The organism is Ekhidna sp. (assembly GCF_965212185.1).
Lineage (GTDB): Bacteria > Bacteroidota > Bacteroidia > Cytophagales > Cyclobacteriaceae > Ekhidna.
The window spans coordinates 3,279,393-3,293,871 of record NZ_OZ243102.1 but is presented as its reverse complement, the minus strand read 5'-3'; the positions used below and the strand labels follow the sequence as shown (position 1 = coordinate 3,293,871).

The window sequence follows — 14,479 nt, the reverse complement described above, 5'->3', positions numbered from 1 at the left end:
CCCGCTTTTAGCAAGGTATCTGCAACCCTCACAAGGTCCCTCGTTCCACTCACAAACGATTACTAATTATCAAATAATTAATTAAAAACTTTAATAATGAAAAGTATTTTACAATCTGTCGAACTTAAATCAAAGGTGAGAGTCGCTCTCATTTTGGTTCTGGTTCTTTGTACATCGACAGCATCCTGGGCACAAAATACAGTGTCTGGTAAAGTTGTAGATGAAAGTGGAGAAGGAATACCTGGTGTAACGGTCCTTGAAAAAGGAACAGCAAATGGTGCTATTACAAATGTAGATGGCTCCTATACCGTTTCAGTTGGATCAAACGCAGTATTAGTTTATACGTTTGTTGGATTCAAGGCTGAGGAAATTACAGTTGGGGACCGAAGTACAATTGATGTCACACTTCAAGAAGATCTTGAAGAATTAGAGGAAGTCATTGTAGTGGGTTATGGTACCCAAAAGAAATCTCACCTTACTGGTGCTATTTCAAAAGTAGAAAATAAGAAACTCGATCAATTACCTCTTTCCAGAGTGGATGATGCTCTTATTGGACAAGTTTCAGGTGTCAATATTCAAGCAACCAATGCTGAAGCTGGTGGTGCCCCTACTATTACGATTAGAGGGGTTGGATCAGTTACGGCTGACTCTGGTCCTGCAGTCGTTGTAGATGGAATAGTAGTAAACTCGGATTTCCTATCGAATTTAGATATGAATGACATTGCATCTTTTGAAGTATTAAAAGATGCTGCTTCTGCTGCCATCTATGGTAGTGAAGGTTCTAATGGGGTCATTTTGATCACTACTAAAAGTGGTCAGAGCGGGAAAACAAAGTTTAGCTACCAAACCTATATAGGTAGAAAAGAAGCACACGGTAGTGACGATTACAAAAAAAGTGTAGCGGATTGGCTTGCTTTTGAACAAGCACAAACTGGAGAGCTAAGTGAAGAATCTCAGTACATGCAAAGAATTGTTGCTTTAACTGGAATTGATAGAGACTGGCAAGATGTTTTCTTCGATGGAGGAAATATTCAAAGTCATTCTTTATCCGCTAGAGGAGGAAATGATAGAACAACATTCAGTGGGTCTTTGAGATATCTACATGATGAAGGAGTTGTCATTACTGATGATTACAAGTTTTACAGTGGGAGGATAAAACTAGATTCCAAGGTTAACGACAGAGTGACATTTGGTATTAACATGAATCCATCTTACTCAGCTCAAAGACGTTTGCCTACATCTATACATAATCCTACGCGGCAATCACCATGGTTGCCTATTTATCACACAGAAGAGACCCTTCAATTAATCAATAGGGGATCATACCCTGACGTAGGAGTAGGTGATTACTTTTGGGAAAATCACTTAATCGAATTGGACTTTGATGGTGATGGAAGCGATACACGTCCTCGTACCTCGGGTGACTCAAACCCATATCAACAGTATGTAGAGAGAGAGCATTGGGAGTATGAAACAAACCTATTTGGCTCTACTTATTTAAGTGTTGATATTATTGAAGGGCTTACAGCAAAAACTTCATTAGCAACTACAATTGAGCAAAGAAAACGAGAGAGATGGGATGGTACCAACTATCATGCAGCGGGCGCAAGTAGATCACAGTATTATTTGCAAAACAGATTTAGGACTAGAATTATATCTGATAATACCCTAAATTATAATAACGAGATTGGGGATCATGAGTTTGCAGTTCTTGCTGGTGTTACGATTCAACAAAGAAGAAATAATATAAGTGAGGTTACAGGTGTAGGCTATACGAATGATTTGCTTAAAAATTTAGAAGGATCAACACTGATCACTGAACCTGCAGAGATTAATAGTCAATACAACAAGGTTGGTTATTTCGCTAGAATTAATTACGTCTATGCAGGGAAATACTTATTCAATGCCTCATTCAGACGAGATGGTAGTTCAGTTTTTGGTCCGAATTCAAAATATGGAAATTTCCCGGCAGTATCAGTAGGATGGAATGTTTCTGATGAGGACTTCTTATCAGGAAATAATATTGTTAGCAATTTGAAGCTACGTGTTAGCTATGGTGAAACAGGATCAGAGCGATTTAGTGTGGGTAATGATGTCGTGAACAGATGGCCTTATCTGGCTTTATTGGATAACACCAATGCAATAATCGATGGTCAGGTAGTTAATGGTGTTTCACCATTAAACATTGCCAATTCTGTCTTACAATGGGAAGCATCAAGGGAGTTTAATCCAGGAGTAGATTTTGGATTTTTAGAAAATAGATTCTCCGGATCATTGGATTTTTATTCAAGAACAAGTGAGAGTTTGCTCTTAGAGAATCCAGTTTCTTATGTCACAGGATTTACTTCAGGTATAGTGAACCTAGGTGAAGTACGAAATCAAGGCTGGGAATTGGAGGTGAGAACCATAAACATGAATCAAAATGGTTTCAAATGGAGTACAACATTGATTAGCTCAACAAATCAAAATGAGTTGCTGGCATTTGGTGATTCAGATGGAGCATTGATTCAAGATACGTATGGTAGAAATTCACAGTGGATTAACAAAATAGGCAATCCCATCTCTTCTTTCTATGGATACGTGGTTGATACTGATAAGTATAACGATGCTGAATTCAGAGTAGCCTATGTAGATAAACCTTGGAACAGGATCAATGGTCAGGCTGAGGATGTTATCGTTCGGGATCTTAATGGTGACGGTAGAATTACTGAAGATGACAAAACCATTCTTGGAGATCCTTATCCAGATTTGCTGGCCAGCATAACCAATGAATTTACTTACAAAGATTTTGATCTATCCTTTATGATTCAGGGAAGCTTCGGAGCTCAGGTGAATAATATCGGTGATCAATATTTTTTCAATTGGTTTGGAAACAGCACGCGATCCGGAGGTGCTGAACAAGCAGTCGCTGATGGCTTGGTTCCTCATGAGTCTTTCATACAGGAAAAAGTACTTACCAGTGAAGTTATTGCAAGCGCAGATTATGTCTCTTTAAGAAACGTGATTGTTGGATATAACATGCCGGCCAGATTAACTACAAAAATTGGGGTACAAGGACTTAGGGTTTATGCATCTGGTCAGAATTTGATTTACAAAACAGCATCTGATTATCACGGATTCAACCCAGAACACATAGATGGTACTAATCCGAGAGCTTATGGATCTCAGCGAGCAGGTACGCCGCTATTTAAGACGTTCACATTAGGTCTAAATGTTGACTTTTAATTAATAAAAGAATTTAATCATGAAGAAGTTAAAATATATAGTATTAGCCATTGCAGCTACGACTTTCACCTCTTGTGGAGAAGATTTCTTAAACCCTCTGCCAGATACGGCAGTATCAGTTGAATCATTTTTTGCATCTGATGATGACATTCTAGCTGGTATTTATGGCGTTTATGATGCCCTGCAAGGTACTAACGAGAGTACTGAAACGAATATCGGCAGGGCGAATAGAGGCGTTCAATTTGAGCACCTTTTGACAGAGCATCGCACCGATAATACGAGAAATGCAACATTAGAGGGCTCTAAGTCTGATTTTCACAGGTATGTTGTAGAAGCTGTTAACGTAGAATCTGAAGATTTCTATCAGTCGATGTATGAAGTTATTTTCAGAGCCAATAACATCCTAACTTATATCGGTGTTGCGGATGAAAGCAATCAAGCACGCTACACAGCTGAAGCAAAGTTTTTAAGAGCATATGCATACTTCAAACTAGTGAGATTGTACGGTGATGTACCTTTAGTTACAGAGCCAATCGATCCTACAAATGAGGCTGCTCTTTTTACAAGAATTTCAGAAGCCGAAGTTTATGGTCAAATCATTGAAGATTTACAAGAAGCAGTTAATGTTTTGGACAATTCACATAAATCCAGAGCTTCAAAGGCAGCAGCACAGGGGATATTAGCAAAGGTTTATTTATCACAAGCTACACCTAACTATACCGGTGCGGAAACGCTCTGTGAAGAGATTATAGCCTCTGGGGGGTATAGTCTAATGTCAGATTATAACGATGTGTTTTATTCAGAATTGAATAATGAAATCATCTTTGCGATTCAATATCAAGCAAGTAATGCTGAAGAAAGCCAAGGTTTTTCTGCCGAGTTTACATCTTTCGTTCGTGCTGGAAGAGAAGATGGTCAAAACATTGTCAATGAAAACTTGTACAATGATTTTGTGGCGATTGGAGGCAATAGGACTGCAGTTTCTATTACTGACATCAACGGAGAACTCGATAATACTCAGAACGAGGTAGCTAAATTTTTACCTGAAGGTACAGTCATAGAACCAGGAAATATTGATTACGGGGTTGGGCGAAATGCTGGTAACGACTACATAGCACTACGTTATGCAGATGTATTGCTGCTACACGTTGAAGCAACCATGGCTGGTGCACCAGCAACTGTTGATCCAGATGCTTTAGCTTCTTTCCAGGCAGTTAGGAATAGAGCGGGCTTGACTACCACCGTTACTTCAGTTTCAAAAGAAGATTTGATGACTGAAAGAAGGGTAGAGTTAGCCTTTGAAAATCAACGTTACTTTGATTTGAAGAGATTTGGGGAATTTGAAAATGTCCTCTCTGCTCATGCAGATGATATGGGGTATGTGTGGGACATAAATAACGCCAGATTCTTGCCCATTCCACAACGAGAAATAAACCTAAGTGGGGGCCTTCTCACTCAGAATCTTGGTTATTAATATTTAAATAAGTGAGTTATGAAAGATACTATTAAAAATATCAGAAAAACGTTAAGATTAACCTTAATGATTTTTGCAGCAGCTTTTGTTAGCTGTGAGTTTAGACCTGATTTACCAGAACCGGGCTCTATTCCTGACGCTACTCCTCCTTCGGCTAGTTTTGAATCCATACCGACAGCAGAGGATTTCAGGGTTATTAGGTTTACTAATACTTCTTCAGAGGCAACTAAATACCTCTGGAACTTTGGTCCAGATGGAGTGGTATGTGTGGAAGATGAAGATGGTACTATTGTGTGTGGAACAGAGACCACCACAACCGCGGAAAACCCATATGCCAAATTCGAAGCTGGTGAAGGGACGTACACGGTAAGTTTGACCGCTATTGATGGTAATGAAGCATCAAATACAGTCGAAGTTGAGCTAGAAATAATAGACGAATTTGTACCATTACCAGTTACAGTTCTGAATGGAGATTTTGAAAGTGGTAGTGATAATTGGAAAATAACATTTTCAAATGGATGGAACAATAACGGCTTTGAGTCAAGTTCTGATGGGTCCAATACGCTATATGATGGGACAGACAATGGATCTAAAACAAGAGGTGCAAAATGGAATGCAACTCGTTCAGTCGGAAGTTTAGCGACTTCCAATACCAGGGTTGCATATCAACCAGTTGTTGTGTCTCCTTCCTCGGAAGAACGTACCGTGGAATACATTCTGGAATTTGAGTATGCGATTAAAGACGATGTTGCAACTGATCCTCCTGAAGGAAGAATAGTCATTGCAGATATCGTTAGTGGCCATTATACAGATGGATTTGAAGCATATCAGCAAACTGATCGAGGAGGAGGAACTAGTCTTCTTCACATGGAAGTGTCTGAGAGAAAAGGAAAAGGGAACTTCACGGTTGTTACCGGAGAGTTTACCGCTCCTGAAAGTGGATTGGTTTCCATTATGTTGTCGGCAATTACGCCTGTTGATGTCTATGTAGATAATGTTAAAGTTTACCCGGCTAACTAACCGCGAGACATCAACAATTAACGAACAATAAAGAATTTAATATTATGAATTTTATAAAAAAAGGAATAGGTGCATTGCTCATGACTGCCCTTATTGTGTCGTGTGGTGAGGACGATAATCCAAACCCTTCTGGACTTTCAGGGATCATCTTGTCAAGCTTTGAAGCAGCAGCTGAAGGGGACGGTACAATTGTTACCGTTACACCTTTGTCAATAGGCGCTACTTCATACCAAGTTGATTTTGGAGATCCTGCGAGCGATTCAGATGTGTTAACCATTGATGAACAAGGAGGTTCTGCAACCTATGATTATCCAAATGAAAATGAGGAGGTCAAATATACAATTACGGTTACAGCACAGTCTGATCAAGGCTTACCATCAGTTTCACTTTCAGATGAAATAACAGTGATTCATGTACCAGAAGGGTCTATTACGACTGTTCCGGGTTCACCAACGGGAAGCATTTCAAATGTATTTGCGCTATATACTGATGGTTTTGAGCATGATGGAGAACTGTTGGAATATAGATGGGGAGAAACTGCTTCCGGGGGTGTTGCTGTTGCTGTCGATGAAGAAAACATTCTTCGATTTTCTCGACTTGGAAGTGATGCAGGAGTTCTTTCTGTTGCTACGATAGATCCTTCAGCAGCTTTCGGAGATGGAATTGCAGCTACACATATTCACTTTGATGTCAATTCTGTCTTTTCAGAAGGTGTTGATATCCTTAAGGTGACTCTAGTGAATAGTGGTGGCTCAGAGAATTATGTAGTAGATGGTTTAGCATTGACAGATGGTGCCTGGACAGGCATTGACTTAGACTTATCTACAGGATTCTCTTCGCCTGTCAGTGCAATTGACGAAATCCAATTTGAGTTAGGTACTGGTGGATCGGCTAATGATCATGCAAGCATTTATGTAGACAATGTTTATTTATATAAGGAGACTGGATCTACCATATTGAATGGTGACTTTGAAATCACAGGTACGTTTGCGACAAGTCAGTGGAGGTTTTCAACTTTTACCGATGGAGAAACCAACCCATTTGGTTCAAGTAGTGATGGTTCTGATTTCGATTATAACGGAAATGATACAGGGGATAAAACCAGAGGAGCAAAATGGTCAGCAAGTCAGTCTGCTGGTCAATTAGCTAGCCCAAGTTCACGATATGCTTATCAGGCACTGAACTTAACTCCTAATACTGATTATGTGTTGGAATATCAATATGCGATTGATGACGACAATGAGGAGATAATAGGAGGTAGACACCTTGTTGGACTAATTCTGAACGATCAGTACATAGATGGTGCTGACGCAGTGAGTAATCTCTCTGATAATTTAGGCAGTCACCTTGGCTATTATGCTGAAGGCAAGTTCAATACTACACCTAATGATTATGGTACGTTTGCACAAATTCCATTTACATCCAATGAAAGTGGAGAAGTTGCTGTCATGTTTTACTCAGTTAGCCCTGATGATGCATGGATCGATAATGTGAAGGTTTTGGAGCAATCGAGTGTGACAGCACCAACTGGAGCCTTTTCTTCAGAAGCAGAATCAACAAACTTCCTAGAATATAACTTTACAAACGAATCATTCAATGCGAGTTCATTTGAGTGGAATTTTGGAGATGGGAATACTTCAACAGAAAAATCTCCAACACATACTTATGCAAGCGCAGGTGTTTACAATGTAGTGCTTACAGCGACGAATGTTTCTGGTAGTGTTACCTCTAGTGAAATCATAATTGTTTCTGATCCTGCGGGTGGAGCCACTTTTGCTGCTGCTCTACAAAATGCAGATTTTCAGACATATCCTACGGCTGAGAATAACAATAACGATCTTGTTGATGCATGGACGATCGATCCGGACAATACGTTCAATGATGGATCCGACACTCCATTTAATTTTTGGAGAAATGATGCTCTTGAAGGTTGGGTTTCAGATCCTGTTAATATTGCAGGTGCTTCAACGGACAAAGCCAGTTCTTCCAGCACAAATGCACAGTCTGCCGGTGGAACATCTGGAAGGTCACTAAAGTTTGATAGTCCCGGTGAAAGAGCCTATCAACCATTTGAAGTGGAGGAAGCTGTTACTTATTCAATTTCTGCTTTCGTAAAATCAGAAACAACACCTGTGACTGATGTAGAAGGAACATTCTACATATTACACAGCGAGCCAGCTGATGAAACCGATTTGGCTTCATTTACAATTACTTCAGTACCAGTGACAGCAACTGCTATCAATACATGGCAACAAGTGTCTTTTGACTTTACAGTTAATTCGACATTTAGTTTTCCTCAAAGTAGAGTTGATGAAAGTACCGCAGATATTTTGACTTCAACAGATCAAAAATTTGTCATCTTTTATTTTGTTCCAACAAGTACTGTCACTAGTGATAATGAGGTATGGATTACAGACGTAGTAATTGAAACCCCTGGATTTTAATTAAAACGTACTTGAAGAGCAAATTGAAAGCTTCAAGAATAGATAATAAGGAAATAGTTTTCTCATAATAGTAGTAATTGTATCTGAGGTGGTGTCAAGCAAATGACACCACCCAGGTCAATTATTAAAAAAAGTTCTCATAAAATGGACAGAAATAGTGAAAAATACATTTTGACAGAAGGCATGCAGTGGGAAGAGCTAGGAGGAGGTGTTTCCAGAAAGTTTCTTGGATATGATAACCAGATCATGATGGTCTTGGTAAAGTTCGAAAAAGGAGCACTTGGTTCACCTCATAGCCATTTCCACACACAAGCGACTTACTGTGTATCTGGTAAGTTCGAATTTGAGATTGATGGCATCAAACAAATTGTAAAAGGCGGAGATGGTGTTTACATCGAGCCGAATCTTTTGCATAGTGCGGTATGTCTGGAGGAGGGAATGCTGATCGATACGTTCAGCCCGGTTAGAGAGGATTTCCTGAGTGGAGATGGTCCTTCATATTTCAGCGATAAAAATTAATAAAGAAACAACCTAATCAAATGAAAGTAAGAGGACTTAGATGGTGGATTATCGGACTTGTTTGTCTTGCCACAATCATAAACTACATCGATCGCTCAGCTTTGGCCATTATGTGGCCGGACATTTCGAGTGATCTGGGTATGGACAAGAATGATTATGCACTTATCCTAAACATCTTTTTGGTAGCATATGCTGTCGGGCAATCTGTTTCGGGTAAAATGTTTGATAAGATCGGAACCAAATTAGGTTTTGTTGTTTCTATCACTGTTTGGGGACTTGCTACTGCTTTGCACGCCTTTGCTAGAGGAGTGGTATCATTTAGCTTTTTCAGAGTTCTTTTAGGCTTAGGAGAAGCAGGAAACTGGCCTGGTGCGGTAAAAAGTAATGCGGAATGGTTTCCGTCTAAAGAACGAGCCTTAGCTCAGGGAATCTTCAATTCGGGTGCAGCAATGGGCTCAATTGTAGCTCCGCCTCTTATCGCAATTGTATGGGTTGCCATCGGATGGGAAATGACATTTGTGCTACTCGGCATCTTAGGTCTGCTTTGGGTGATTCCATGGGTGATTTTCAACAAAGCCCTTCCATCACACCATAAATGGATCACTGATGAGGAGAGAAACTTCATCCTGTCAGGGATGGAACAAAAAAATGAGCAATTAGAAAAGCCTGGATTGAGCATGTTGAAAATTTTATCTCATCGTGAATCATGGGCGGTTTTAGCCTCAAGGTTTTTCGTTGAACCAATTTGGTGGCTTTTTGTGGGTTGGATGCCTATTTACCTGGCAGATGTATATGGATTTAATGTGAAAGAAATTGGCTTTTTCGCATGGGTCCCATACGTAGGAGCCGCGATTGGAAGTCTTTCAGGAGGTTATTACTCTGGCAGGCTTATGATCAAAGGAGCATCTGTTGATCAGGCAAGAAAGAAAACCATATTAGTTGGTTGTATCATCATGTTTATTGGTATGGCAGCCACAATTCTTTATGGTAATACACCTGAAAAGTTCGTTGGAATTGTAGCAGTAGTTCTGTATGGTTTCCAATTTGTAATCTCCAATATTCAGACGATCCCAAGTGACTTGTTTAGCGGTAAATCTGTGGGCTCGTTAGCAGGGCTCGGTGGTACAGTGGGTATTTTCTCTGTAATCATTATGAACTTCCTTGTTCCTGTGATTACCGACAATTATTCCTACACACCGATTTTCATCATGATTGCTGTTTTTGTACCCCTTGGGTACCTGTCAGTAAACTTTTTCGCAAAAGAAATAAAGCCTATTGGCTAGAAATAAAATTTAAAAAACTATTAGAAAATGAAGAATAATTCACATAAAGTAGCAATAGTAACCGGAGCAACCGGTGGTATTGGTTTTGAAGTTGCAAAAAGACTTGGCCAAGATGGCTACACCGTTATTTTAAATGGCATTGAAGACGAAGCTGGAGCTCAAAGAGTGAATGAACTTTCCAAAGAAGGAATCAATGCTGAGTACTATGGTTTTGATGTTACAAACGAAGAAGAGGTAAACGCAAATATTAAAGCCATAGGTGACAAATATGGCAGAATAGATGTGTTGGTAAATAATGCCGGAGGTCTGGGAGGTAGATCGCGATTCGAAGAAATGACCACTGAGTTTTACAGAAAAGTCATGGCCCTTAACCTTGATTCGGTGTTTTTTACTTCCAGAGCTGCCATTCCATACCTGAAGAATGGAGAAGATGCAACGATCATCAACTACACTTCCAATGCAGGATGGAATGCCGGAGGCCCTGGAGCTGGGATTTATGGAACCTCGAAAGCGGGAGTTCATGCGATCACAAGAGCACTTGCAAAAGATTTAGCAGAATATGGAATCAGAGTTAATGCGGTCTCACCTGGAACCATTGACACACCATTTCATGCTCAGATCAAGCAAACAAAACCAGAAGTCTTTGCATCATGGAAGAATAACATCATGCTTGGAAGATTAGGTCAACCCGAAGAGGTAGCAGGTGTAGTATCATTCTTGGCAAGCAAGGACGCATCTTTTATGACTGCTGAAACCGTACAAATCGGCGGTGGTCAGGCATTAGGAATTTAGAAATATCAAAACCTGATCTAATGAAACTCAAAGGAAAAGTAGCTGTAGTCACAGGCGGAGCACGAGATATCGGGCAGGCAATCTGTATCAAATTGGCAAAAGAAGGAGCTAAAGTGGTAGTCAACTATCACGGTAGCAAGAAGGCTAGTGAAGATACGCTTGCTGCCATTAAAGCTGAAGGTGGGGAAGCCATCGCAGTGCAAGCTGATGTGACGAAGCAGGCTGACATAGACAGCATGGTTGCTCAAACCAAAGAAGCATTTGGCGATCAGGTGGATATCCTGGTTAATAATGCGGGTGGTCTTTTTGCCAGAAAAACCATCGAAGAAATTGATGAGGAATTCTATAACCTCGTGATGGATGTAAACATGAAGGGAACGGTATTCGTAACAAAGGCATTTAAACCTCTCATGAGTAAAGGTGGATCTATCGTCAATGTGGCATCTCAGGCCGGACGTGATGGAGGTGGTCCCGGTTCCGCGATGTATGCTTCGTCAAAAGGAGCTGTCATGACATTAACTCGGAACTGGGCCAAGGAATTTGGTCCGCAGGGAATCAGAATAAATGCTGTTTGTCCGGGTATGATTGCTACTAAATTTCATGATGATTTCACTAAAGATGAAGTGAGGAAAAAAGTTGCAGATGGTACACCACTTAGACGTGAAGGGAAGGCGGAAGAAGTAGCCGATTTGATAGCCTACCTGGCAAGCGATGAGTCCAGCTTCATGACTGGAAATAATGTGGATATAAATGGAGGCCTGGCCTTTTCATAAATGGATCAATATTCCCTGGATATTGTTTCAGGGATCATTTTGGTCGCAGTTGGAATACTGGCCGGTTTTCTGAATGTAGCGGCTGGAGGTGGTTCCTTATTGACCTTGCCGATGATGATATTCATGGGGTTACCGCCGAATGTTGCCAATGCAACGAACCGGGTGGCTATTCTTTGGCAGAATGTTTTTGCTATACGGAAATTCAGAAAGTCAGGACTGGTAGATGGGAAGTATAGCCTTTACTTAGGCTTAGCAGCAGTACCGGGAGCAGTGTTGGGAGCGCTTTTAGCAGTAGACATTAAAGGTGAATTATTTGCTAAACTACTTTCGATAGTCATGATTATGGTGGGAATTACAATCCTGAAGGGTAAATCAGGACTTGCAATCAAAAAGGTACAATCAGGCTCAGGAAGTACCAATTGGTTAGCACTTCTGAGTTTTTTCCTGATTGGCATCTATGGAGGTTTCATTCATGCGGGTGTTGGATTCATAATCATTCTGGTTCTGGAATTATTGGGACATAAATCCATGGCCAGTATCAACAGCATTAAAGTCATGGTGGCTTTTATTTATACTTTGTCTGTGGTGTTGGTTTTTGCTCTCGGTGATGTGATTCACTGGGGTTATGGATTGACCCTCGCCATTGGAACTTCTGTTGGGGGATATCTGGGAAGTTATTTCTCCATAAAAAAGGAAGATAAATGGATCAAGCGATTGCTCTTTGTGACAATCGTGGGCCTTTCAATAAAACTCTGGTTTTATCATTAAAATAAAATTGGTAGATATCAGATAATGAAAACTGAAAAGAAAAATGAATAAAAATAGAATCAACCTACCCGTGACGTTACTCATGCTTACTTCAATCTCTCTATTGAATAGCTGTTCAAGTTCTTCAAAAAAGAGCGGTAATGAGGAAACAACAGAAACGGTTTATCCGAGTGATGTTATTCCATTTTTTGATCATTGGAATTTGATCTTAGGAGATGGCTCAAATGCCGGTCCAGCCATGGACTTTGAGCATGCGGATTTCTTTTTCACTTCAATTGATGAATCTGGAGATTGGGTGGTCTTTAAAGCACCGAATGCCGGAAATACGCATGGAACTTCGAACAACACCAGAACGGAGTTGGCTCAGTTGAAGAAATGGTATCCAATATCCAATGCAAAATTGACAGCCACACTCAAAGTCATGAACGTTTCAGCAACGGGTGATGCACGAGTGGCAGCTACTCATGCGGTAGTGGCGGGGCAGATTCATAGCGCTGATGGACATGAGAATGAACCCCTTAAAATATTCTACAAAAAATTTCCCGGTCATACCAAAGGCTCTGTTTTCTGGCACTACGAAATCAACACCGAAGGTGACGACAATTCAGGAAGATGGGATTACTCACAAGCAGTTTGGGGACATGACTTTTCTGTAGTAGGAACTGAGGAAAACGTTTATCCTGAGGAACCTGAAGAAGGAATAGAGCTAGGTGAAGAATTTAGATATGTGATCGAAGTACGGGATGGGTTGATGTACCTGACTTTTTCGAGTGAAGGACATGAAACCAAAACGTTCACTAAAAATTTGATTCAATCGGAATACACAACTCCGGATGATATTCCACAGCAAACTCAAAACCTGTTTGTGCCTGCCGGGCAGGGCGGAGTGGAGCGAGCAAATGCCTATGCTGAAGAAGGTCTTTTCTTCAAACTTGGGTCATATAACCAAACCAATGGAAAGTCACCGGAAGTCAACCCAATCTGGTGTTCCGGTGCGGAGACGTTTGATGGGGACATTCAAAAACAGTATGAAACCGGTAATTATGCCGAGGTTTGGTTCAAAGAAGCCACCATTCATGTCGGTGAGGATGCAGTGTCTAATGAAGGATATTTTATAAAAAATGATTGATAAGAAAATGATGGATAAGCTACTAAGACTACCTTTTTTAATACTGCTTGCTTTCTGTGTAAGCTGTAATTCAAACAAAAAAACAGAGGAATCTGAGAATACAAATCAAAAATTCCCAAGTGATGTAATTGCTAACCTTGATGAATGGAAGATTCTTTTGGGAAATGGAGAATCAGTTGATAGTCTGCAGAACTTTGAACATGAAGACTACTTCTATGATGTGAATGACGGCAAGGATTGGGTCGTTTACAAAGCACCGAATGGTGGAATTACTTCCCCTAATTCTCATAATACCAGAACGGAACTTGGACAAAAGTACAGGTGGACGCCAAAAGAGGGTGGAAAGCTTACCGGCACGCTAAAAGTCATGCATGTTTCAACCTCCGGCGATGCAAGAGTCGCTGCATCTCATTCGGTAGTAGTAGGACAAATTCACAGTGCTGATGGACATAAAAACGAGCCATTGAAAATCTTTTACAAGAAGTTTCCAGGTCATACCAAAGGTTCTGTTTTTTGGAACTATGAAATCAATACCGATGGCGATGATAATTCCGGAAGATGGGATTTTTCAACAGCGATATGGGGATATGATATGTCGGTGGTTGGTTCAGATTCAGCTTCTTATCCAGCTGAGCCGGAAGAAGGGATCGAACTAGGAGAGGAGTTTAGCTATGAGATAAATGTCTATGATGGAATGATGTACCTCACATTCATGAGCGAAGGGCATGAAACAAAAACATTTACCAAAAACCTCTTGGTATCAGATTTTCAAAACAAAGAAGATATACCTGAGCAAACAATGAATCTATTTGTACCTATCGGTCAAGATGGCGTAGAAAGAGCGAATGCATATGAAGGTGAAACACAGTTTTTCAAGCAGGGCGCATACAATCAAACCAACGGGAGAGATCCTGAGACGAATATGGTTTGGAGCACCGGAGCAAACACGTATAATGGAGATGTGGAAGCACAGTATGCAAATGGAAGCTATACTGAAGTTTGGTTCCGCGAATCTTCCATTGGATCGGGAACACCTCCTAATCAGTAAAAAT

At 40.5% G+C, this 14,479-nt stretch carries 11 protein-coding genes; all 11 read left to right on the top strand.

The window, feature by feature from the left end:
• Positions 1–96 precede the first annotated feature (96 nt).
• The 11 genes from ACOMC3_RS14395 (at position 97) to ACOMC3_RS14345 (ending at position 14,475) form a co-directional block, all read left to right on the top strand.
• Complete coding sequence (locus tag ACOMC3_RS14395; RefSeq protein WP_420316583.1) at positions 97–3,225, top strand: SusC/RagA family TonB-linked outer membrane protein; 3,129 nt, start codon at positions 97–99, stop codon at positions 3,223–3,225.
• A 19-nt stretch (positions 3,226–3,244) separates the two neighbouring features.
• Positions 3,245–4,699, top strand: a complete 1,455-nt coding sequence (locus ACOMC3_RS14390) for a RagB/SusD family nutrient uptake outer membrane protein (RefSeq protein WP_420316582.1) — start codon at positions 3,245–3,247, stop codon at positions 4,697–4,699.
• Positions 4,700–4,717: 18 nt separating this feature from the next.
• Positions 4,718–5,719: a PKD domain-containing protein gene (locus ACOMC3_RS14385; RefSeq protein WP_420316581.1), complete on the top strand. Its 1,002-nt coding sequence runs from the start codon at positions 4,718–4,720 to the stop codon at positions 5,717–5,719.
• Between the two features lie 44 nt (positions 5,720–5,763).
• The gene (locus tag ACOMC3_RS14380) at positions 5,764–8,163 is read left to right on the top strand and encodes a PKD domain-containing protein (protein ID WP_420316580.1); all 2,400 of its coding nucleotides are present in this window, start codon (positions 5,764–5,766) and stop codon (positions 8,161–8,163) included.
• 144 nt (positions 8,164–8,307) lie between these two features.
• Entirely contained in the window at positions 8,308–8,682 is a 375-nt protein-coding gene (locus ACOMC3_RS14375) for a cupin domain-containing protein (protein ID WP_420316579.1), read from the top strand.
• Positions 8,683–8,702: 20 nt separating this feature from the next.
• Positions 8,703–9,965 carry an MFS transporter gene (locus ACOMC3_RS14370; RefSeq protein ID WP_420316578.1) on the top strand — a complete coding sequence of 421 codons (1,263 nt, stop codon included), beginning with the start codon at positions 8,703–8,705 and terminating at the stop codon, positions 9,963–9,965.
• 27 nt (positions 9,966–9,992) lie between these two features.
• Positions 9,993–10,757 (top strand): SDR family NAD(P)-dependent oxidoreductase, encoded by a 765-nt coding sequence (locus ACOMC3_RS14365; RefSeq protein WP_420316577.1) that lies wholly within the window; start codon positions 9,993–9,995, stop codon positions 10,755–10,757.
• A 20-nt stretch (positions 10,758–10,777) separates the two neighbouring features.
• Positions 10,778–11,530 (top strand): SDR family NAD(P)-dependent oxidoreductase, encoded by a 753-nt coding sequence (locus ACOMC3_RS14360; RefSeq protein WP_420316576.1) that lies wholly within the window; start codon positions 10,778–10,780, stop codon positions 11,528–11,530.
• Positions 11,531–12,298, top strand: coding sequence for a sulfite exporter TauE/SafE family protein (locus ACOMC3_RS14355; RefSeq protein ID WP_420316575.1), 768 nt, complete (start codon positions 11,531–11,533; stop codon positions 12,296–12,298).
• A gap of 43 nt (positions 12,299–12,341) precedes the next feature.
• A complete protein-coding gene (locus ACOMC3_RS14350; RefSeq protein ID WP_420316574.1) occupies positions 12,342–13,427 on the top strand; it encodes a polysaccharide lyase family 7 protein in 1,086 nt (361 codons plus the stop codon).
• A complete protein-coding gene (locus ACOMC3_RS14345; RefSeq protein ID WP_420316573.1) occupies positions 13,420–14,475 on the top strand; it encodes a polysaccharide lyase family 7 protein in 1,056 nt (351 codons plus the stop codon). Before ACOMC3_RS14350 ends, ACOMC3_RS14345 begins: the two co-directional genes overlap by 8 nt.
• Positions 14,476–14,479: the final 4 nt, after the last annotated feature.

Coding starts and splice junctions, on each gene's coding strand:
- ACOMC3_RS14360 (WP_420316576.1), top strand. CDS start 10,778: ATGAAACTCAAAGGAAAAGTAGCTGTAGTCACAGGCGGAGCACGAGAT.
- ACOMC3_RS14370 (WP_420316578.1), top strand. CDS start 8,703: ATGAAAGTAAGAGGACTTAGATGGTGGATTATCGGACTTGTTTGTCTT.
- ACOMC3_RS14365 (WP_420316577.1), top strand. CDS start 9,993: ATGAAGAATAATTCACATAAAGTAGCAATAGTAACCGGAGCAACCGGT.
- ACOMC3_RS14390 (WP_420316582.1), top strand. CDS start 3,245: ATGAAGAAGTTAAAATATATAGTATTAGCCATTGCAGCTACGACTTTC.
- ACOMC3_RS14380 (WP_420316580.1), top strand. CDS start 5,764: ATGAATTTTATAAAAAAAGGAATAGGTGCATTGCTCATGACTGCCCTT.
- ACOMC3_RS14395 (WP_420316583.1), top strand. CDS start 97: ATGAAAAGTATTTTACAATCTGTCGAACTTAAATCAAAGGTGAGAGTC.
- ACOMC3_RS14345 (WP_420316573.1), top strand. CDS start 13,420: ATGATTGATAAGAAAATGATGGATAAGCTACTAAGACTACCTTTTTTA.
- ACOMC3_RS14355 (WP_420316575.1), top strand. CDS start 11,531: ATGGATCAATATTCCCTGGATATTGTTTCAGGGATCATTTTGGTCGCA.
- ACOMC3_RS14385 (WP_420316581.1), top strand. CDS start 4,718: ATGAAAGATACTATTAAAAATATCAGAAAAACGTTAAGATTAACCTTA.
- ACOMC3_RS14350 (WP_420316574.1), top strand. CDS start 12,342: ATGAATAAAAATAGAATCAACCTACCCGTGACGTTACTCATGCTTACT.
- ACOMC3_RS14375 (WP_420316579.1), top strand. CDS start 8,308: ATGGACAGAAATAGTGAAAAATACATTTTGACAGAAGGCATGCAGTGG.